Origin of the sequence: Herbaspirillum sp. SJZ107 (genome assembly GCF_006715485.1) — a bacterium.
GTDB lineage: Bacteria > Pseudomonadota > Gammaproteobacteria > Burkholderiales > Burkholderiaceae_D > Telluria.
On sequence record NZ_VFNH01000002.1, the window covers coordinates 1,664,774 to 1,684,351 of the forward strand.

Annotated in this window: 20 protein-coding genes; 15 read left to right on the forward strand and 5 right to left on the reverse strand. The window is 65.7% G+C overall.

The window, feature by feature from the left end; all coding sequences use genetic code 11:
- The first annotated feature begins 16 nt into the window (after window positions 1-16).
- Window positions 17-3,202 (forward strand): PAS domain S-box protein, encoded by a 3,186-nt coding sequence (locus FBX97_RS17200; protein WP_141833747.1) that lies wholly within the window; start codon window positions 17-19, stop codon window positions 3,200-3,202.
- A 14-nt stretch (window positions 3,203-3,216) separates the two neighbouring features.
- Here the strand turns inward: FBX97_RS17200 and FBX97_RS17205 are convergent, their stop codons facing one another.
- The 5 genes from FBX97_RS17205 to kynB form a co-directional block, all read right to left on the reverse strand.
- Entirely contained in the window at window positions 3,217-4,326 is a 1,110-nt protein-coding gene (locus FBX97_RS17205; protein ID WP_141833763.1) for an acyltransferase, read from the reverse strand.
- Between the two features lie 16 nt (window positions 4,327-4,342).
- On the reverse strand, window positions 4,343-4,888 hold the full coding sequence (locus FBX97_RS17210) for an alpha/beta hydrolase (RefSeq protein WP_141833766.1): 546 nt from the start codon (window positions 4,886-4,888) through the stop codon (window positions 4,343-4,345).
- Between the two features lie 78 nt (window positions 4,889-4,966).
- The gene (kynA, locus tag FBX97_RS17215) at window positions 4,967-5,809 is read right to left on the reverse strand and encodes a tryptophan 2,3-dioxygenase (protein ID WP_141833769.1); all 843 of its coding nucleotides are present in this window, start codon (window positions 5,807-5,809) and stop codon (window positions 4,967-4,969) included.
- A 9-nt stretch (window positions 5,810-5,818) separates the two neighbouring features.
- Window positions 5,819-7,084, reverse strand: coding sequence for a kynureninase (gene kynU, locus FBX97_RS17220; protein ID WP_141833774.1), 1,266 nt, complete (start codon window positions 7,082-7,084; stop codon window positions 5,819-5,821).
- A complete protein-coding gene (kynB, locus tag FBX97_RS17225) occupies window positions 7,081-7,740 on the reverse strand; it encodes an arylformamidase (RefSeq protein ID WP_141833800.1) in 660 nt (219 codons plus the stop codon). Before kynB ends, kynU begins: the two co-directional genes overlap by 4 nt.
- A 467-nt stretch (window positions 7,741-8,207) precedes the next feature.
- Here kynB and flhD point away from each other — a divergent pair, with 467 nt between their 5' ends.
- From flhD to cheZ, 14 genes are all read left to right on the forward strand, one after another.
- Window positions 8,208-8,525 (forward strand): flagellar transcriptional regulator FlhD, encoded by a 318-nt coding sequence (flhD, locus tag FBX97_RS17230; RefSeq protein WP_036230363.1) that lies wholly within the window; start codon window positions 8,208-8,210, stop codon window positions 8,523-8,525.
- A 131-nt stretch (window positions 8,526-8,656) separates the two neighbouring features.
- Window positions 8,657-9,202, forward strand: coding sequence for a flagellar transcriptional regulator FlhC (flhC, locus tag FBX97_RS17235; RefSeq protein WP_141833803.1), 546 nt, complete (start codon window positions 8,657-8,659; stop codon window positions 9,200-9,202).
- A 40-nt stretch (window positions 9,203-9,242) separates the two neighbouring features.
- Window positions 9,243-10,016, forward strand: coding sequence for a trans-aconitate 2-methyltransferase (locus FBX97_RS17240; RefSeq protein ID WP_141833805.1), 774 nt, complete (start codon window positions 9,243-9,245; stop codon window positions 10,014-10,016).
- 141 nt (window positions 10,017-10,157) lie between these two features.
- Window positions 10,158-11,018 carry a flagellar motor stator protein MotA gene (gene motA, locus FBX97_RS17245; protein WP_141833808.1) on the forward strand — a complete coding sequence of 287 codons (861 nt, stop codon included), beginning with the start codon at window positions 10,158-10,160 and terminating at the stop codon, window positions 11,016-11,018.
- A 27-nt stretch (window positions 11,019-11,045) separates the two neighbouring features.
- Window positions 11,046-12,020, forward strand: a complete 975-nt coding sequence (motB, locus tag FBX97_RS17250; protein WP_141833811.1) for a flagellar motor protein MotB — start codon at window positions 11,046-11,048, stop codon at window positions 12,018-12,020.
- Between the two features lie 22 nt (window positions 12,021-12,042).
- The gene (locus FBX97_RS17255; protein ID WP_141833814.1) at window positions 12,043-12,591 is read left to right on the forward strand and encodes a chemotaxis protein; all 549 of its coding nucleotides are present in this window, start codon (window positions 12,043-12,045) and stop codon (window positions 12,589-12,591) included.
- An 18-nt stretch (window positions 12,592-12,609) separates the two neighbouring features.
- Window positions 12,610-12,975 carry a response regulator gene (locus tag FBX97_RS17260; RefSeq protein ID WP_141833817.1) on the forward strand — a complete coding sequence of 122 codons (366 nt, stop codon included), beginning with the start codon at window positions 12,610-12,612 and terminating at the stop codon, window positions 12,973-12,975.
- A 25-nt stretch (window positions 12,976-13,000) separates the two neighbouring features.
- Window positions 13,001-15,163, forward strand: a complete 2,163-nt coding sequence (gene cheA / locus FBX97_RS17265) for a chemotaxis protein CheA (protein ID WP_141833820.1) — start codon at window positions 13,001-13,003, stop codon at window positions 15,161-15,163.
- Window positions 15,164-15,197: 34 nt separating this feature from the next.
- A complete protein-coding gene (locus FBX97_RS17270) occupies window positions 15,198-15,692 on the forward strand; it encodes a chemotaxis protein CheW (RefSeq protein WP_141833823.1) in 495 nt (164 codons plus the stop codon).
- A 76-nt stretch (window positions 15,693-15,768) separates the two neighbouring features.
- The gene (locus tag FBX97_RS17275; RefSeq protein ID WP_141833826.1) at window positions 15,769-16,620 is read left to right on the forward strand and encodes a CheR family methyltransferase; all 852 of its coding nucleotides are present in this window, start codon (window positions 15,769-15,771) and stop codon (window positions 16,618-16,620) included.
- An 11-nt stretch (window positions 16,621-16,631) separates the two neighbouring features.
- On the forward strand, window positions 16,632-17,234 hold the full coding sequence (gene cheD / locus FBX97_RS17280; RefSeq protein ID WP_141833829.1) for a chemoreceptor glutamine deamidase CheD: 603 nt from the start codon (window positions 16,632-16,634) through the stop codon (window positions 17,232-17,234).
- 16 nt (window positions 17,235-17,250) lie between these two features.
- Complete coding sequence (locus FBX97_RS17285) at window positions 17,251-18,327, forward strand: chemotaxis response regulator protein-glutamate methylesterase (RefSeq protein WP_141833832.1); 1,077 nt, start codon at window positions 17,251-17,253, stop codon at window positions 18,325-18,327.
- A 135-nt stretch (window positions 18,328-18,462) separates the two neighbouring features.
- On the forward strand, window positions 18,463-18,858 hold the full coding sequence (gene cheY / locus FBX97_RS17290; RefSeq protein ID WP_141833835.1) for a chemotaxis response regulator CheY: 396 nt from the start codon (window positions 18,463-18,465) through the stop codon (window positions 18,856-18,858).
- Window positions 18,859-19,500 carry a protein phosphatase CheZ gene (gene cheZ / locus FBX97_RS17295; protein ID WP_141833838.1) on the forward strand — a complete coding sequence of 214 codons (642 nt, stop codon included), beginning with the start codon at window positions 18,859-18,861 and terminating at the stop codon, window positions 19,498-19,500.
- The last annotated feature ends 78 nt before the right edge of the window (window positions 19,501-19,578 follow it).

A 19,578-nucleotide genomic window follows, 5' to 3' on the forward strand; every position in this document is an offset into this window, starting at 1 on the left:
AATAACGCCATTTTTCATGCACAGTTTTACATCTGAGCAACGTTATCAACTGCTGGCCAGGCATGCCGTCGAACATGCCATGATCGTGATGGATCGCCACGGCACGATCCTGGAATGGTCCGCCGGCGCCGAACGGCTGCTCGGGTGGGCTGCCGCCGAAGCAATCGGCCAGCCGGCCGCCATGATCTTCACCGAGGAAGACCGCAGCGCCAACGCCCCGGCCGAGGAATTGCATATCGCGCTGACGATGGGCCGCTCGATGGATGCGCGCTGGCATCTGCGCAACGATGGCAGCGTGGTGTTTTGCGACGGCGTCGTCAACAGGATCATGGACGAGGATGGCAGCACCGTGCTCGGCTTCGGCAAGGTCGTCCGCGAGGCCTATGCCTTGCGCAAGGCGTCATCGGACGAGCGTGCACGTGCGCGCTCCGAACAGCGCTCGTTCCTGGCCGCTGTGCTGGAAAGCGTGGACAACGGCATCGTCGCCTGCGACCGCCAGGGCAAGCTGACCTTCTTCAACGACGCGGCCCGGGAAATCCACGGCCTCGAGGAGCGGCCGCTGCGCTTCGACCAGTGGGCCGAGCATTACCGGCTGTATCGCGCCGATGGCAGTGCGCTGCTGGCGCCCGGCGAGACGCCGCTGTACCGCGCGCTTCAGGGCGAGCTGGTGCAGGACGCCAAGGTCCTGGTGCAATCGGTGGATGGACGGCGCCGGCATGTCGAGGTGTCGGGGCGTCCGCTGACCGACGGCGCCGGCCAGATCCTGGGTGCGGTGATCTCGATGAACGATGTGACCGCGCTGTACCAGGTCCAGGCGGCGCGCGACGAAACCGCACGCGAACAGGGCAAGCGGGTCGCGGTCGAAGCCGCGCAGCAGCGCCTGCGCAGCGCGCAAGCCCAGCTGCGGCTGGCCACCGAAGCCGCCCGCCTCGGCATCTGGACCTGGGACATTGACGCCGACCGGGGCACCTGGGAAAACGAGGAGATGTACCGCATCTTCAACCTCGCGCCGGGCGCAGAGATCGTCAACGGCGCCAGGATGATGGCCGACTACCTGCACCCGGACGACGTGCAGGCGTTCCGCGACGCGGTGCGCGGCACGATCGCCAACGGCGCGCGCTTTCATTTCATCGGCCGTTTCTACCGCCTGCCCAAACGCGAACTGCGCTGGATCGAACTGACCGGCATGCTGCAGACGCCCACCGGCGCGTCCACCGTCATCATCGGCACCGCCGCCGACGTCACCCAGCGCAAGCGCACCGAGGAATCCCTCGAGGAAGCGCGGCTGCGCCTGGCGGCGACGCTGGCGGCGGGCGAGGTCGCCACCTGGATCTGGGATCTCCACAACGACCGCATCATCGGCGACCACAACCTGACCCAGCTGTTCGGCTTGCCCGCGGCGGCCGTGAGCGGGGCGCCGTGGCTCACGTATGCCGAGACGATCCATCCCGACGACAGGCCGGAGGTCGAGCGCCAGATTGCCCGGGCGCTCGACGGCGACGAACCGTACCGCGCCACCTACCGCATCCTGCTGGACGGCGGCGAGCGCTGGGTCAGCGCGCGTGGCCGGATCGAGCGCGATGGCGCGGGGCGGCCCGAATTCCTGGCCGGGGTGATGCTCGACATCACCCGCCAGAAGGCAGCGCAGGATGCGCTGCGCGTGGCCGAGGAACGCTACCGCACCCTGATCACCTCGATCGACGAAGCCTTCGCCATCGTGCAGGTGCTGCTCGACGACGAGGGCCGGCCGCGCGACTACCGTTTCGAGGAAGTCAACCGAGCCTTCGAGCAGCAGTCGGGACTGGCCGAGGCGGCCGGCAAGACCATCCGCGAGATGGTGCCCGACATCGAAGCGCGCTGGATCGAGCTGTATGGCCGCGTCGCCCTGACCCGCGAGCCGGCCCGCTTTATCGAGCACTCGGGCGCGATGGGCTATTGGTGGGACGTGTACGCGATGCCAATGGGGGCGCCGGAGGAACGCCGCATCGGCATCCTGTTCACCGACATCACGGCGCGCAAGCAGGCCGAGGAAAACCTGCGCCTGCTGGCGGCCGACCTGTCCGAGAGCAACCGCCGCAAGACCGAATTCCTGGCGACGCTGGCGCACGAGCTGCGCAATCCGCTGGCGCCGATGCGCACCGGGCTGGACCTGATGCGCATGGGCGCCACTCCGGCGCCGGGCGGCGGCCGCGTGCTGGACATGATGGACCGCCAGCTCAGGCAGATGGTGCACCTGATCGACGACCTGATGGACGTCTCGCGCATCAACAGCGGCAAGATCGTGCTGCAGAAGGCGCGCGTCGACCTGAGGGCGGCGATCGCCAACGCGGTCGAAACGGCCTTGCCGGCGGTGGAGGCGGCACAGCACCGGCTGCAGGTGGACGCCGGTGCCGAGGCGCTGGCGGTCGACGCCGATGCGACCCGGCTGGCGCAGATCCTGAGCAACCTGCTGACGAATGCCGTGAAGTACACGCCCAAGGGCGGCGAGATCGTGCTGGCGGCGCGGCGCGAGGCGGGATCGGTGGTGGTCGCGGTGTCGGACAACGGCATCGGGATTCCGCTCGAGGAACAGGGACGGGTATTCGACATGTTCAGCCAGGTATCGCGCAACATGGGCCATGCACAGGGTGGACTCGGCATCGGCCTGTCGCTGGTGCGCAGCCTGGTCGACATGCATGGAGGCACGATCGCCGTCAGCAGCAGGGGCGCCGGGCAGGGCAGCACCTTCACGGTGACCTTGCCCGCGGCGGCTGCCCAGGCCGATGCCGAAAGCTGGACGGCCGCGGGCGCCGGCGGCGCGGCGGCCACGGCAGGTTTGCGCATCCTGCTCGCCGACGACAACGTCGACGCCGCCGAGATGCTGGCCAGCCTGCTGCAGGCTTCCGGCCACGAGATCGATACCGTGCACGACGGCCTGCGCGCCGTCGACCGCATCCGCGCCATCCGGCCCGACATGGCGATCCTGGATATCGGCATGCCCGGCATGAACGGCTACGAAGTGGCGGGCGCGGTGCGCGGCACGCCGGGGCTGCAGGATGTGGTGCTGGTGGCGCTGACCGGCTGGGGTGGGGAACTCGACCGCGAGCGCTCGAGCACAGCCGGCTTCGATGCCCACCTCACCAAGCCGGCCGGCCTGGACGAGATCAACCGGCTGATCGCCGGCGTGATGGGAGCTGAATCAGGCCGCACCCCGGGCTGCTGACAGCCGGTCCCGGCTCAGGGGATCGGATGCAGCGCGCGCGCCCGCGCGGCGAACAGCGCGGTCAGGCGCGCGTGCAGCACGCGCTGCAGCGCCTCGGTGAGGGGCTGCAAGCATAGCGTGGTGACGGCGATGGCGACGCCGATGGCGGCGATATCCAGCGGGCGGCCGCGTTCGACCGGCAGCGCCGCCATCCAGACGCCGATCACCAGCGCATGCGACAGGTACAGCGTGAAGGTGTGGGCCGACAGGCGCCGGATCACGGGTCCGGCGTGCAGCAGTGCGCCGAAGCCGGCATGGCGCGCGCAGGCGAAGTTCAGCAGCACCATGATGCAGACCGCATAGTCGGCCAGCACGCGGTCGGCGCTGCCCATGTGGATGCCGGGGAAGGGCCAGGCGGCGTTGGCCAGCGTGCGCAGATAAGGCTCGGGATCGAACCAGCCCCACAGCGCAACCGCCAGCACCGACAGCAGCCAGCCGGCGCGGGCCAGGCCGGCCGGCAGCGTGGCGGTCTTTTGCCAACGGTACAGCAGGACGCCACTCAGCCAGATCGGCAACAGCAGCCACAGGCGCGGCCCGACCAGCGCCAGCACGGCGGCCAGCGCCAGGGTGCGGCGGCGCCCGCGCAGGTAGCAGGCGGCGCCGAACAGCACGTAATACCAGGCTTCGTAATCGAGCGACCAGTAGGGCAGCAGCCAGGGCGGGCGCTCGGTAAAACTCCAGGCGTCGCCCAGGAACAGCAGGTGGAAGGGCAGGTAGGCCCACGGCTTGTGAAACTGGTAGGCCTCCTCAAGCGGCGTGCGGGTGATGCCCGCGGCGAGCGGCGCCAGCAAAAAGGCCAGCAGCAGCACCGGCAGCACCACCGAGTACAGGCGGGCGCAGCGCGCCGCCGCGTAGCTGGCCAGCGTCGGGTTCTTGCTCTCGGCGCTGTAGGCGATCACGAAACCCGACAGCACGAAGAACGCGATCACCGCCTCGCGCCCGAAATCCGGCAGCAGCGCGACCTGGCGCGCGTCGAAGATGTGGAAGTAGCCGAAGTGGGCGACCACCACCGCCAGCGCCGCGGCGATGCGCACCAGGTCGAGGTACAGCGAGAACCGCTGGTCGAGGGCGGGCGCGTGGCGCATGGCGGGCCGGGACGGGTCAGGGCGTCAGGTGGCGGCAGAATTCATCGAGCAGCGCTTCGCCCTGGGGCCATTCGCCGTAGCCGGTGTCGGCGTTGATGTGGCCGGCCGCGCCGATTTCCACCACGCGGCTGCCCCAGGCCGCGGCAAAGGCGTGTGCGCGGTCCAGGGTGACGTAGGGATCGTCGCTGCTGGCGACGACCAGCGACGGGAAGGGCAGCGACGCCATCGGGATCGGCTTGAAGCCGTTGGCGTCGATCGGGTAGGACGGCGCTTCGGTGTCGCTCGGCGCCACCAGGAAGGCGCCGGCCACCTTCAGCGCCGAGCCGGATTGTGCCCACTGCGCCACCAGCATGCAGCCCAAACTGTGCGCCACCAGGATCGGCATGCCCTGGCAGGCGGCAATGGCGGCATCCAGTTCGGCCACCCACTCGTCGCGCTCGGGATTGTTCCAGTCGCGGTGCGCCACCCGCTCCCATTTGGAGTACTTGCTTTCCCAGTGCGTTTGCCAGTGGTCCGGGCCAGAATTCCACAGGCCGGACAGGATCAGGATGTCGCACTTCATGGGAGGTCCTCGCGTTGATCGATAGTCATGATTGTACATGCAATATGAACGGCTGCCGCTTTTTCGGGCAGCCGTGCGCTACAGCTTCGTCCGCAGCGCGAACAGCTCGGGAAACAGCACCACGTCCAGCATCTTGCGCAGGTAGCTGACCCCCGCGGTGCCGCCGGTGCCGGTCTTGAAGCCGATGATGCGTTCCACCGTCGATACGTGGCGGAAGCGCCAGAAGCGGAAGGCGGTCTCGAGGTCGACCAGCTTTTCGGCCAGTTCGTACAGCGCCCAGTGGTGCTGCGGGTCGCGGTAGACGGCGAGCCAGGCCGCCATCACCGAGTCGTCGTGCGCCGTGGGCTGGGTGGGATCGGCGGCCAGGCGCTCGGGCGCAACCGCCAGGCCGGACCGCGCCAGCAGCATCACCGCCTCGTCGTAGATCGACGGCGCGTGCAGTTCCCGTTCGAGCGCCGCATGGTGTTCGGGATGCGGCTGGTGCACGGCCAGCAGGCTGGCGTTCTTGTTCCCGAGGATGAACTCCAGCTCGCGGTACTGGTAGGACTGGAAGCCGGACGAGGCGCCGAGATAGGGGCGGATCGCGCTGTATTCGGGCGGCGTCATGGTGGCCAGCACGTCCCAGGCGTGCACCAGCTGGTCCATGATGCGCGCCACCCGCGCCAGCATCTTGAAGGCCGGCGCCAGCTCGCCCGCCCGGATCTGGCGCCGCACCGCCTGCAGCTCGTGCAGCATCAGCTTGATCCACAGCTCGCTGGTCTGGTGCTGGACGATGAACAGCATCTCGTTGTGGTCGGGCGAGAGCGGATGCTGGGCCGACAGGATGCGGTCCAGGCCGAGGTAGTCGCCGTAGCTCATGCTGCGGCTGAAATCCATCTGGGCGCCGTGCCACTCGGCACCCTGTCCGACGTCGTCGCTCATGCATGCCTCTCAGGTCACTGCGCCACGGGTCGCGTGGATATCATAATGTTCGTTGTCGAGGATGTCGCGCAGCACTTCGACCGCATCCCAGACGTCGCTGAAGCGCGTGTACAGCGGCGTGAAGCCGAAGCGCATGATTTCCGGCTCGCGGTAGTCGCCGATCACGCCGCGCTCGATCAGCGCCGCCATCACCGCGTAGCCGTGCGGATGGGTGAAGCTGACGTGGCTGCCGCGTTCGGCGTGGGCGCGCGGCGTCACCAGGCCGAGCGGATGGCGGGCGCAGCGCGTTTCCACCAGCGCGATGAAGAGATCGGTCAGCGCCAGCGATTTGGCGCGGATCGCGGCCATGTCGGTCTGCTCGAAGACTTCCAGCCCGCATTCCACCAGCGCCAGCGACAGCACCGGCTGGGTGCCGCACAGGGCGCGCCCGATGCCGTCGGCGGCGGCGAACCCATGGTCCATCGCGAACGGTTTGGCGTGGCTCCACCAGCCGGTGAGCGGATGGCTGAACGCGGCCTGGTGCCGCTGCGGTACCCAGATGAAGGCCGGGGCGCCTGGGCCGCCGTTCAGGTATTTATAGGTGCAGCCCACGGCAAAGTCGGCACTGGTGGTGACGCCATCGCCGTGCAGGTCGAGCGGCACCGCGCCGGCCGAGTGGGCCAGGTCCCAGACCACCAGCGCGCCGCGTGCGTGGGCGAGGGCGGACAGGGCCGCCATGTCGTGCTGGCGCCCGCTGCGGTAGTTGACGTGGGTCAGCATCAGCACGGCGCAGTCCTCGTCGACCGCGGCCGCCAGTTCGTCATGCGCATCGACCAGCCGGATGCGGTAGCCCCGGTCCAGCCAGCGTGTCAGGCCGTCCGCCATATAGATATCGGTCGGGAAGTTGGCGCGCTCGGTGACGATCGTCCTGCGCGCCGGGTCTTTCCCTTCCTGGATCGCCAGCGCCGCCGCCAGCGCCTTGAACAGGTTGAGCGAGGTGGTGTCGGTGACCACGACTTCGCCGGCACGGGCGCCGATGAGCGGGGCCAGGCGGTCGCCCAGGCGCTTCGGCATGTCGAACCAGCCGGCGCTGTTCCAGCTGCGGATCAGGTCCTGGCCCCATTCCTGCGCCACCACCTGCTGGCTGCGGGCCAGCGCGGCGCGCGGGCGGGCGCCGAGCGAATTGCCGTCGAGGTAGATCACGCCGTCGGGTAGGTCGAACTGGGCGCGCAGCGGCGCCAGCGGGTCGCGCGCATCCATTGCCAGGCAGTCATCGCGGGAATTGAGGTGGGTCATGCGCTTTCCTTCGGGTTTTGAGCGGACGTGAGCGAGCGTAGGATGGCACGTACTGGACTGGCATCCATGCCGGCGAGTTTCAGGGGCAGGGCGATCAGTTCGTAGTCGCCGGGTTCGACCGCATCGAGCACCACGCCTTCGAGGATCGCCATGCGGTGGCGGTGCACGGCATGGTGGGCGTCCAGCGTCCTGGAATCCTGCGGGTCGAGCGAAGCGGCGTCGGTGCCGACCAGGATCACGCCATGGGCCGCCAGCAGGGCGATGGTGGCGGGCGCGATGGCGGGGAAGGCCGGGTCCCAGGCCTGCTGCGGGGCGCTGGCGTAGGTCCGCAGCAGCACGCGCGGCGGCGTGCCGTGCAGCCAGGGCGCCACATGCTCCGGTAGTACCGGGTTGGCGCCGATGCAGTGGATCACGCGGCAGGGGCCGAGATAGGGGGCGAGGGCGACGGCGTCGATGGCCGGACCGCCCGGGTCGAAGTGGGAAGGCGCATCGGTGTGGGCGCCGAGATGGGTGGTCATGGTCATGCGGCTGACGTGGACCGGGCAGCCATCCTTGATTTCCCAGGTGGGGCCGGCCGCGAACGGCGTATCGCCGGGCCAGACCGGGATGGCAGCCGAGATCGTCGGGCTGATGTCCCAGAGTTGAGGAGTATGCATGGGGCGCAGTGTAGCAAGCAATGCCGGGTGCTGCTTTTTTGGCATCGAAAAAATTTTTAAAAATATTTTGAAAGAACCCTAAAGTTCGCCAAAACCGATCCGATAACCAACCCAGATGCCCGGGAATGCGTGCCGGACGGGCATCCGGGAAGCGGCGGATACAAAAAAATATTTTCAAACAGCCCTAAAGTTCCCCAAAAGGTTGACGATAACCAACATAAGATGCATTTCTCTACGGCGTCTTGGGGTGTGAAAACCACGCGGTTTCAAACTTCATCATCCGCCCCTTTTCATAGGGGCGCGACCACCATCTGAAGGCGTTTGTCAGACAAACTCCTACGGATGTCTTCGCCGTTGGCGGACGAAAAATACAGACTCCCTCTGATACTCAAAAAGTTTCCTCACGGTCAGAATCTATCTCATCGGCAACACACAACGGCGCCGAAACAGATAACCGGAGAGAGAAAATGACTGCGAACGACATGATGGCTGAAATTCGTGATGCCAACCTGAGCTACCTGATGCTGGCTCAGCAGATGATCCGCGCCGACAAGGTCACCGCGATTTTCCGACTCGGTATCTCGGCCGACATCGCCGACCTGATCGAAGGCATGAGCAATGCCCAGATCCTGAAGCTTGCCGGCGGCAACATGATGCTGGCCCGCTTCCGCTTCGACGACGCCGCCATCCTCGGCATGCTCACCAGCCACAGCAAGGACCGCGCCCTGGCCCAGTCGCACGCCGCCATCCTGATGGCCGGCCAGCCTGCCGAAGAAATCGCCTGAAAACCGACGCTGTTACTGGTTTTACCGATTCTCGCCCAACCAGTGTATGCTAGAGACATAGCCCTGAGGCTTTTGCCAAAAATCGGGCGCTGACCCCGGTTTGGCTGTCGTGTGATTGGTTGGAGTGCATCATGAGTAAGAAAAGCGTCGTCTCGGAAGCCCAGGAAATCCAGCTGGCCATCGAACTGATCCAGCTCGGTGCCCGTCTCCAGCTGCTGGAGAGCGAAGTCTCGCTGTCGCGCGAGCGCCTGATCAAGCTGTACAAGGAACTCAAGGGCGTGTCGCCGCCGAAGGGCATGTTGCCGTTCTCGACCGACTGGTTCCTGACCTGGCAGCCGAACATCCATTCCTCCCTCTATATTAATATCTACAAGTTCCTGGTCGACAATGCCGGCGCCAGCGGCGTGCAGGCCGTGATGAAGGCTTACCAGCTCTACCTGGAACAGATGCCGCCGGAGCCGGGCGAAGAGCCGCTGCTGTCGCTGACCCGGGCCTGGACCCTGGTGCGTTTCTTCCAGGGCAACATGCTGGTGCTGGCACCCTGCGCCAAGTGCCAGGGCAAGTTCGTCGTCAATCCGCTCGACCTGAACGACAGCTACCACTGCGGCCTGTGCAACATGCCTTCGCGCGCCGGCAAGACGCGCAAGGCCAAGGATGCCGCCGCCTCCGCATCTTGAGCCGCACCCGACTCCCATCTCTCCCGCCGAGGGGCAGGCCATGAACACGCCTGCCCCTCGGCGTTTGCTGCAGCTGCCCGCGGTCCGGGCGCTGCTGATCCAGTTACTGGGCTTTCCGCTGACCCTGGGCACCGTCTGGCTGCTGGCGCGCGCCGGCATGCCGATGTCGTATTGGACAGTGGCGCTGCTGCAGGGCGCCTGGGCGGCACTGCTGTCGTGGCGTGCCGGCCTGGCCAGCTGGTGGCGCCTGATCGGCTTCGGTTTTGCGCCGGCGCTGCTGCTGGCGCAATCGCTGCAACTGCCGCCGGGCCTGTTCCTGGCCGCCTTCCTGGTCTTCCTGCTGGTGTACTGGTCGACCTTCCGCACCCAGGTGCCTTACTACCCGTCCGGGCGCGCGGTGTGGGACACCGTCGCCGGCCTGCTGCCGCCCGGCCGCCCGGCGCGGGCGATCGACATCGGCAGCGGCCTCGGCGGCCTGGTGCTGGAACTGGCGCGGCGCCGCCCCGACTGCGAGATCGACGGCATCGAACTGGCGCCGCTGCCGTGGCTGGCCAGCCGCCTGCGCGCGCGCCTGGCGGGCAGCCGTGCCCGCTTCTTGCGCGGCGACTACAACCGCCTCGACTTCGGCCAGTACGACCTGGTGTTCGCCTACCTGTCGCCGGCCGCGATGAGCGCCCTGTGGCGCAAGGCCGAGGCCGAAATGCGGCCGGGCAGTGTACTTGTCAGTTACGAATTCGGTATTGTCGATCGAGAACCGAATCTTGGTTTTGTGACTACTGATAGCACAAAAATGCTTTATGTCTGGCACTTTTGAACCACATTCGGCCAGATTTACTTGCCCGTAGGCCATTCTACGGCTAATCTATTCCCCTACGTAAATATTTCTCTCTGGATTTATTCGACCGATCCAGGGGCCGGGCGCGCTGCTGTCCGGATTCACGCAATCGGGAGTCCCGTGTTTGTCATTATTGGTTACATCGTCATCGTCGCGTCCGTACTCGGCGGCTTCGCCCTGGCCGGTGGCCACCTTGCGGCGCTCATGCAGCCGCTCGAAGTCCTGATGATCGGCGGCGCCGCGATCGGCGCCTTCTTTGTCGGTAACACCCCCAAGGCCGTGAAGGCCACCGTGAAAGCGCTGCCGAGCGTGCTCAAGGGTTCGGCGTACACGCGCGACATGTACATGGAACTGATGTCGCTGATGTTCGACGTGTTGTCCAAGGTACGCAAGGAAGGCCTGATGTCGATCGAAGGCGACATCGAAAGCCCGGAGCAGAGCCCGGTGTTCTCGAAATACCCGGCGGTGCTGAAGGACCATCACATCGTCGAATTCATCACCGACTACCTGCGCCTGATGGTTTCCGGCAACATGGACGCCTTCCAGATCGAAAACCTCATGGACAACGAGATCGAGACCCACCATCATGAAGGCCATGTCCCGGCCGCGTGCATCAACAAGCTGGCCGACGGCCTGCCGGCCTTCGGTATCGTGGCGGCGGTGATGGGCGTGGTGCACACGATGGAATCGGTGGGTGCGCCGCCGGCCGAACTGGGCATGCTGATTGCCCACGCGCTGGTCGGCACCTTCCTCGGCATCCTGCTGGCCTACGGCTTCGTGGCGCCGCTGGGCAGCCTGCTGGAACAGAAACTGGAGGAATCGAGCAAGATGTTCCAGACCGTGAAAGTCACGCTGCTGGCCAGCCTGAACGGCTACGCCCCGGCGCTGGCCGTCGAATTCGGCCGCAAGGTGCTGTACTCGACCGAGCGCCCGACCTTCTCCGAACTCGAAGACCACATCAAGAAAGCGAAGAGCAAGTGATAACGCTGCGCTACGCCGGAGGCTCGCATGGCTGACGAAGGCCAGAAGCCCATCATCGTCAAGCGTATCAAGAAGGGCGGCCATGGTCACCATGGCGGCGCCTGGAAGATCGCGTATGCCGACTTCGTGACGGCGATGATGGCGTTCTTCCTGCTCATGTGGCTGCTCGGCTCGACCGCCAAGGGCGACATGGAAGGCATCGCCGAATTCTTCAAGACGCCGCTGAAGGTCGCCATGGCGGGCGGCTCCGGCAGCGGCGACAGTTCGTCGATCCTGCAGGGCGGCGGCCAGGACCTGACGCGCCGTAACGGCCAGGTCAAGAAGGGCGACACCCCGGCCGACAAGAAGACCTACGACCTGAAGGCGGCCAAGGCCGCGGTGGAAGCGGCGGAAGCCGAGCGCCTGAACAAGCTCAAGCAGAAGATCGAGTCGACCATCGACGCCAATCCGCAGCTCAGGAAATACAAGAACCAGCTGCTGCTGGACATCACCCAGGAAGGCTTGCGCATCCAGATCGTCGACGAGAAGAACCGGCCGATGTTCGAATCGGCGAAGGCCGAGCTGCAGCCGTACACGCGCGACATTCTGGACGTGCTGGCGCTGGTGCTGAACGACGTGCCGAACAAACTGAGCCTGTCCGGCCACACCGATTCGACGCCCTACATGACGGAAACCGGCTACAGCAACTGGGAACTCTCGGCCGACCGCGCCAACGCCTCGCGCCGCGAAATGGTGCGCGGCGGCCTGGCCGAGAACAAGGTGCTGCGCGTGGTGGGCCTGGCCGGCGTCAACCACCTCGACCGCAAGGATCCATTCAGTCCGGTCAACCGCCGCATCAGCATCCTGGTGATGAACCAGCGCACCGAGGAAGCCCTGCTGCGCGACGGCGCCGCGGCACTTGACTTGCCGGGCGACGATGCCGATGCCGCGGTGAAGGCGGTGGCGGGCGCGACCGGTGGCGGTATTGCAGCGCCGGCGGACGGCGTCGCGGCGAAAAAGTAAGGCAGCAGGAACGGAGGATCGAATGACAAGAAAAAAGATACTCGGCTCACACGTCAAGCGCCTGCTGTCGGGCGTGTCGGACCACGGCCGGCGCCACCTGAACGAGGTCGAGACCGACCTGGTGCAGACCAATCTGCTGCTCGAGGAAGCGATCGACAAGCTGACCGGCAGTTTCATGGCGATCCACCGCACCGTCGACGCGCGCCAGGAGGCGATCGACCGCCTGCTGGCCGGCGAAGCGCCGTCGCCCGAAGACAGCGCGCGCCTGGCCGCCATGTCCGGCGAGATCGCCGGCCACGTCAACGCGGCGGTGACCAGCCTGCAGTTCCAGGACATGACCAGCCAGCTTCTCGACCGCACGCTGCGCCGCGTGAACGGCCTGCGCGAGTTCCTGGCGACGCTGAGCGCGCACGGCGACGACATCGTGCCCGAGAGCGGGGGCGAAGAAATCGTCGAGGGGCTGGGCAAGGTGAGCATGGCGCTGGCGATCCAGTCGCTCGAGCTGCGCAGCATGCTGCGCAAGTCGGTGGAACAGCGCCACCTCGAGAGCGGCGACGTCGAGTTATTTTAAAAAGATCAGGAGTACGAAATGGCTAAAACAATTCTTGCAGTCGACGATTCGAGTTCCCTGCGCCAGATGGTGGCGTTCAGCCTGAAGGCTGCCGGCTACCAGGTGGTGGAGGCGGTCGATGGCCAGGATGGCCTGGACAAGGCGCGGCAGCAGACCGTCGACCTGGTCCTGACCGACCAGAACATGCCGAAGATGGACGGCCTCACCCTGATCAAGTCGCTGCGCGGCCTGCCGACCTATGCCAAGGTGCCGATCCTGATGCTGACCACCGAATCGTCCGACGAGATGAAGGCCAAGGGCCGCGCCGCCGGCGCCAACGGCTGGCTGGTGAAACCCTTCGATCCGCAGCGCCTGATCGAGGTGGTCAAGAAGGTGATCGGCTGATCCTGCAGCGAGCAAGTACACCACCATGACCATCGACATCAGCCAGTTCTACAAGGTCTTTTTCGACGAGGCCGAAGAGCTTCTCGCCGAGAAGGAGCGTCTGCTGCTGGCCGTCGATATCGCATCGCCGGACCCGGAAGACCTGAACGCCATCTTCCGCACCGCCCACTCGATCAAGGGCGGCGCCTCCACCTTCGGCCTGAACGACATGAGCGAAGTGACGCACGTGCTCGAGTCGCTGCTGGACCGCATCCGCAAGGGCGAGATGGCGCTCACCGCGCAGCACGTGGACGCCTTTCTGGCGGCCAAGGACATCCTCAAGATGCAGCTCGACGGCCACCGCAACGGCGCCGACGTCGACGGGGAGGAAGTCGCCAACGTGCGCATGATGCTGCACGAGTTGTCCGAAGGCGTGATCGTGCCGACGCACCAGCCGACCGTGCCTTCCTTCCTGCACGCCGAGCAGAAGCAGGAAGTGCGCGAAGGCGCGCACCGCTACAAGATCGAGCTGCCGGAACTCGGCAAGCGCGACGTCGACGCACTGGTCGACGAACTCGGCCTGCTGGGCCGGGTGTCGGTGACGCCGCTGGACGGCGGCCGCACCGCCCTGATCATCACCACCCACGAAAGCCTGGACGACATCGTCGCCATCTGCTCGTTCGTGCTGGAACCGGACGACCTGAAGATCTTCGAGGCGCCGCCGCTGACGCCCGAGCAGCGCGCCATCGAAGCCGCCGAACGCGCGCGCATCGAGGATGCGCAGGGCTACGGCTTCTTCGACCCGGCCGATGCCGCCGGCGCCGCGGCCGCGCCGTCCGAGGACGACCTCGGCTACGGCTTCTTCCAGCCGATCGAAGAGATCCGGCGCGAAGCGGGTATCACGGCCGAGATCGCGGCCGAGGCGGCGCCGGCAGCGGTGCAGGCGCCGGACGCCGAGGCCGAGAAGAAAGCCGAAAAGCAGGCCGCCAAAAAGGCCGAAGCCGCCGCCCACGCCCATGCCGAAGCCGGTTCGATCCGCGTCTCGATCGAAAAGGTCGACCAGCTGATCAACCTGGTCGGCGAGCTGGTGATCACCCAGGCCATGATCGAGCAGCGCAGCTCGGGCCTGGATCCGATGCTGCACCAGAAGCTGATGCAGTCGGTGTCGCAGCTGACCCGCAACACGCGCGACCTGCAGGAAGCGGTGATGTCGATCCGCATGATGCCGATGGACTTCGTGTTCTCGCGCTTCCCGCGCATGGTGCGCGACCTGGCCGGCAAGCTCGGCAAGAAGGTCGACTTCATCACCAACGGCGCCGCCACCGAACTGGACAAGGGCCTGATCGAACGCATCGTCGATCCGCTGACCCACCTGGTGCGCAACTCGATCGACCACGGCATCGAGATGCCGGCTGCGCGCGTGGCTGCGGGCAAGTCGGAATCGGGACGCCTGTTCCTGTCGGCGGCCCACCAGGGCGGCAACATCGTGATCGAGGTGGCCGACGACGGCGGCGGCCTGAACCGCGACAGGATCCTGGCCAAGGCAGCCTCGAACGGCCTGCCGGTGTCAAGCAACATGACGGATGCCGAGGTCTGGCAGCTGATCTTCGCGCCAGGCTTCTCGACCGCCGAGATCGTCACCGACGTCTCCGGGCGCGGCGTCGGCATGGATGTCGTCAAGCGCAACATCACGGCGATGGGCGGCACCATCGACATCCGCTCGGCCAAGGGCTTCGGCACCACGATCCTGATCTCGCTGCCGCTGACGCTGGCGATCCTGGACGGCATGTCGATCCGCTGCGGCGACGAAATCTACATCCTGCCGCTCGGCTTCGTGGTCGAGTCGCTGCAACCCGCATGCGAGGACATCAAGGAGATTGCCGGACGCGGCCGCGTGGTCAAGGTGCGCGGCGAATACCTGCCGCTGATCCCGCTGTACCAGATGTTCAACATCGAACCGCGCATTACCGATCCGGCCGAAGGGATCCTGGTGATCCTCGAGACCGAAGGGCGCAAGGCGGCGCTGTTCATCGACGAACTGGTCGGCCAGCAGCAGGTCGTGGTCAAGAACCTCGAATCGAACTACCGCAAGGTGGCCGGGATCTCCGGCGCCACCATTCTCGGCGATGGCGGCGTGGCGCTGATCCTCGACGTGGCTGCGCTGCTGCGCTCGTCGCGTCAACTGACCGACGATCCGGTCGTCCAATAACACCAACGATAGAACCCATCCGACTAGGAACCCCATGTCCACTCAAGCGACCAACAAGACCCACGACACCGGCGACGGTGGCAGCGAATACCTGGCCTTCACCCTCGGTTCCGAGGAATACGGCATCGACATCCTGAAGGTGCAGGAAATCCGCGGCTACGAAGCCGTCACCCGCATCGCCAACGCCCCGGAATTCATCAAGGGCGTAATCAACCTTCGCGGCATCATCATCCCGGTGGTCGACATGCGCATCAAGTTCAACCTGGGCACCCCGACCTACGACCAGTTCACCGTCGTCATCATCCTGAACATCGGCGGCCGCATCATGGGCATGGTGGTGGACAGCGTGTCGGACGTCACCACGCTCACCCCCGAGCAGATCAAGCCGGCCCCGGAAATGGGCAGCGCCTTCAACGGCGAATACCTGATGGGCCTGGGCACCGTCGACGAACGCATGCTGATCCTGATCGACATCGACCGCCTGATGTCGTCCAGCGAGATGGGCCTGGTCGACCGGATGGCTGCCTGATCAACCGCAGCGGCGCAAGGATGCACGGGGGCCGTGTCTCCGGCCTCGCAGAAACACCAATCAAAGGTTATATAAAGTGCCGCTCACGACCAAGCAGGAAACCGGCAAGGAATTCGAATTCACGCGCCACGATTTCGAGCGTGTGCGCGGCCTGATCTACAAGCAGGCCGGCATTTCGCTGGCCGACAGCAAGCAGGAAATGGTGTACAGCCGCCTGGCGCGGCGCCTGCGCGCGACCGGGATCGCCTCCTTCGTCACCTACCTCGATGCCCTCGAAGCGGGGCGCATGGACGGTGAGTGGGAATCCTTCACCAATGCGCTGACGACCAACCTGACCTCGTTCTTCCGCGAAGCGCACCACTTCCCGCTGCTGGCGGAACACGCGCTCAAGGCGCGCCGCCAGCACGGCGGCAACCTGACGATCTGGTGCTCGGCCAGTTCCACCGGCGAGGAACCGTACTCGATCGCGATGACGCTGTGCGAAGCCTTCAACACGCTGACGCCGCCGGTCTCGATCGTCGCCACCGACATCGACACCAACGTGCTGGCCACCGCCAGCGCCGGCGTGTACCCGATGGAGCGCGTCGACAAGCTGGAGAGCGAGCGCCTGCGCCGCTTCTTCATGAAAGGGAAGGGCAGCCAGGAAGGCCTGGTGCGGGTGCGCCAGGAATTGCGCAACCTGGTCACCTTCAAGCAGCTGAACCTGCTGGCCGACGGCTGGCCGGTGCAGGGCCAGTTCGACGCGATCTTCTGCCGCAACGTGATGATCTATTTCGACAAGGCGACCCAGCGCCGCATCCTGTCGCGCTTCGTCCCGCTGATGAAGCCGGACGCGCTGCTGTTCGCCGGCCACTCCGAGAACTTCCTGTACGTGTCCGACGCGCTGCGCCTGCGCGGCAAGACGGTCTATGAACTGAGCCAGGGCTGAGCATATATATCATGGAGTCCAACAGCCATTTCGCCACCAACGTCTATTACGACCGGACCTTCGACTGCGATGCAGCCAAGATCCTGCCCGGCGAGTACTACTACACCGGCAAGGACATGCTGATCGTGACCGTGCTCGGTTCCTGCGTCTCGGCCTGCATCCGCGACCGCGTGAAAGGACTGGGCGGCATGAACCATTTCATGCTGCCTGACGGCGGCGGCGATGGCGCCAGCCCGGTGTCGGCGTCGATGCGCTACGGGACCTATGCGATGGAAGTGCTGATCAACGACCTGCTGAAAGCCGGCGCCAGGCGCGAAAACCTGGAAGCCAAGGTGTTCGGCGGCGGCGCGGTCCTGCGCGGCTTCTCGTCGATGAACGTGGGCGAGCGCAACGCCGCCTTCGTCACGCGTTTCCTGAAGACCGAGCGCATCCCGGTGCTGGCGGAAGACCTGAACGACATTTACCCGCGCAAGGTGTACTTCTTCCCGCGCACCGGCAAGGTGCTGGTGAAGAAGCTGATGCAGACCCAAAACGAGACGCTGGCCAAGCGTGAACTCGACTACGCCAGCCGCCTGAAAAAGGCGCCGGTCGGTGGTCCCATCGACCTGTTCTGAGAGGAGAGCTCCGAAGATGAGCGAAAAGAAGATCAAAGTCGTCATCGTCGACGACTCGGCCCTGATCCGCAGCGTGATGAGCGAGATCGTCAACTCGCAGCCCGACATGGAAGTCGCCGGCACCGCGCCCGATCCGCTGGTCGCGCGCGACCTGATCAAGCGCGTCAATCCGGACGTGCTGACGCTGGACGTCGAGATGCCGAAGATGGACGGCCTCGATTTCCTGGAAAAGCTGATGCGCCTGCGGCCAATGCCGGTGGTGATGGTGTCCTCGCTGACCGAGCGCGGCTCCGAGATCACGATGCGCGCGCTGGAACTCGGCGCGGTCGACTTCGTGACGAAGCCGAAGATCTCGATCCAGGCCGGCATGCGCGAGTACACCGAACTGATCACCGACAAGATCCGCGCCGCCGCGCGTGCCCGCATCAAGCCGCGCACACTGCACGCACCCAGCGCCGGCGCGGCACCGCTGCCGCAGCTGCGCAGCCCGCTGACTTCGTCGGAAAAGCTGATCATCATCGGCGCCTCCACCGGCGGCACCGAGGCGATCCGCGAATTCCTGATGCAGATGCCGTCCGACTGCCCGGGCATCCTGATCGCCCAGCACATGCCGGAAGGCTTCACGACCTCGTTCGCCCGGCGCCTCGATTCGCTATGCCGGATCAGCGTGGTCGAGTCGCAAGGCAACGAGCGGGTGCTGCCGGGCCACGCCTACATCGCGCCCGGCCATTCGCACCTGCTGCTGGCGCGTTCGGGCGCCAACTACATGACCAGGATCGAACAGACCGATCCGGTCAACCGCCACCGCCCCTCGGTCGACGTGCTGTTCCGCTCGGCGGCCCAGGCGGCCGGCAAGAATGCGGTCGGCGTGATCCTGACCGGCATGGGCAAGGACGGCGCACAAGGCATGCTGGACATGAAGGCCGCAGGAGCGTACAACTTCGCCCAGGACGAGGCCTCGTGCGTCGTGTTCGGCATGCCGCGCGAAGCGATCGCCGTCGGCGCGACGCACGAAGTGGCTGCCTTGAACGCCTTGCCGGGCCTGGTCCTTGGCCATTTGGCAACACATGGCGGCCGAGCGTTGCGCGTTTGATCCGAACCCGTTGCTTTGGCCCCCGTTTTATCGCCGTAGAGCAACAAAAATGCTATGCTAGACGCTGTTTAGGACGTGTGTTCCTGCAGTGCCGAATCCAACCAACACAGATACAGAAAGACAACGGAGTATTTCATGGCTGATCCAAAGATGCGTTTTTTAGTGGTTGACGATTTCTCGACGATGCGCCGCATCGTCCGGAACTTGTTGAAGGAACTGGGTTACTCCAATGTCGACGAAGCCGAAGACGGCGTGATGGCCCTGGCCAAGCTGCGCAGCGAGCAGTTCGACTTCGTGGTCTCGGACTGGAACATGCCGAACATGGACGGCCTGACCATGCTGCAGAACATCCGTTCCGACCCGGCGCTGGCCAAGCTGCCGGTGCTGATGGTGACCGCCGAAGCCAAGAAGGAAAACATCATCGCGGCGGCCCAGGCCGGCGCCAATGGCTACGTCGTCAAGCCGTTCACCGCGGCCACCCTGGACGAAAAGCTGAACAAGATTTTCGAAAAGATGGAAAAGGCAGCCTAAATGGCCGAATACACCGCGGATGTGGCCTCGCATGACGAGGTGCTGAGCCGGATCGGACACATGACGCGCGCGCTGCACGAAAGCCTGCGCGGCCTGGGCCTGGACAAGCTGATCGAAAAGGCCGCCAGCGACATTCCCGACGCGCGCGGTCGCCTCGATTACGTGGCGCGCCTGTCGGAAGACGCCGCCAAGCGCGTGCTGGATGCCACCGATGCGGCCAATCCGCTGCAGGACGGCATCGACAGCAGTGCCGACGACCTGTCCGGCGCCTGGCAGGCGCTGCTGGCCTCAAGCGAGGCGGCCAACATGACGCCCGAGCTGCGCGCGCTGGCCGAACGCACCGTCGCCGGCCTCGACGCCTCGCGTGCCGCTGCCGGCGCCACCAAGGGCCACCTGATGGACATCATGATGGCCCAGGACTTCCAGGACCTGACCGGGCAGGTGATCAAGCGCATCACCGGCATCGCCCAGAACCTGGAGCAGCAGCTGGTGCAGGTGCTGGTCGATTTCGCGCCGGCCGAAGTACGCCGCGAGCTCGACAACGGCCTGATGAACGGTCCCCAGATCAACCCGGAAGGCAACAGCGAAGTCGTGGCCGACCAGGGGCAGGTCGACGATCTGCTGGACAGCCTCGGTTTCTGAGCCGCGCCCCAGCCTTGGCCGTGCCGCCGCCCTGGCGGCACGCAAGTTTTACAGTTTCCAACGATAGCGTCGCCTAGA

Bases quoted from the DNA above. Each gene is read 5' to 3' on its own strand.
- FBX97_RS17200 (WP_141833747.1), top strand. From the start codon at position 17: ATGCACAGTTTTACATCTGAGCAACGTTATCAACTGCTGGCCAGGCAT.
- FBX97_RS17205 (WP_141833763.1), bottom strand. From the start codon at position 4,326: ATGCGCCACGCGCCCGCCCTCGACCAGCGGTTCTCGCTGTACCTCGAC.
- FBX97_RS17210 (WP_141833766.1), bottom strand. From the start codon at position 4,888: ATGAAGTGCGACATCCTGATCCTGTCCGGCCTGTGGAATTCTGGCCCG.
- kynA (WP_141833769.1), bottom strand. From the start codon at position 5,809: ATGAGCGACGACGTCGGACAGGGTGCCGAGTGGCACGGCGCCCAGATG.
- kynU (WP_141833774.1), bottom strand. From the start codon at position 7,084: ATGACCCACCTCAATTCCCGCGATGACTGCCTGGCAATGGATGCGCGC.
- kynB (WP_141833800.1), bottom strand. From the start codon at position 7,740: ATGCATACTCCTCAACTCTGGGACATCAGCCCGACGATCTCGGCTGCC.
- flhD (WP_036230363.1), top strand. From the start codon at position 8,208: ATGACTGCGAACGACATGATGGCTGAAATTCGTGATGCCAACCTGAGC.
- flhC (WP_141833803.1), top strand. From the start codon at position 8,657: ATGAGTAAGAAAAGCGTCGTCTCGGAAGCCCAGGAAATCCAGCTGGCC.
- FBX97_RS17240 (WP_141833805.1), top strand. From the start codon at position 9,243: ATGAACACGCCTGCCCCTCGGCGTTTGCTGCAGCTGCCCGCGGTCCGG.
- motB (WP_141833811.1), top strand. From the start codon at position 11,046: ATGGCTGACGAAGGCCAGAAGCCCATCATCGTCAAGCGTATCAAGAAG.
- FBX97_RS17255 (WP_141833814.1), top strand. From the start codon at position 12,043: ATGACAAGAAAAAAGATACTCGGCTCACACGTCAAGCGCCTGCTGTCG.
- FBX97_RS17260 (WP_141833817.1), top strand. From the start codon at position 12,610: ATGGCTAAAACAATTCTTGCAGTCGACGATTCGAGTTCCCTGCGCCAG.
- cheA (WP_141833820.1), top strand. From the start codon at position 13,001: ATGACCATCGACATCAGCCAGTTCTACAAGGTCTTTTTCGACGAGGCC.
- FBX97_RS17270 (WP_141833823.1), top strand. From the start codon at position 15,198: ATGTCCACTCAAGCGACCAACAAGACCCACGACACCGGCGACGGTGGC.
- cheD (WP_141833829.1), top strand. From the start codon at position 16,632: ATGGAGTCCAACAGCCATTTCGCCACCAACGTCTATTACGACCGGACC.
- FBX97_RS17285 (WP_141833832.1), top strand. From the start codon at position 17,251: ATGAGCGAAAAGAAGATCAAAGTCGTCATCGTCGACGACTCGGCCCTG.
- cheY (WP_141833835.1), top strand. From the start codon at position 18,463: ATGGCTGATCCAAAGATGCGTTTTTTAGTGGTTGACGATTTCTCGACG.
- cheZ (WP_141833838.1), top strand. From the start codon at position 18,859: ATGGCCGAATACACCGCGGATGTGGCCTCGCATGACGAGGTGCTGAGC.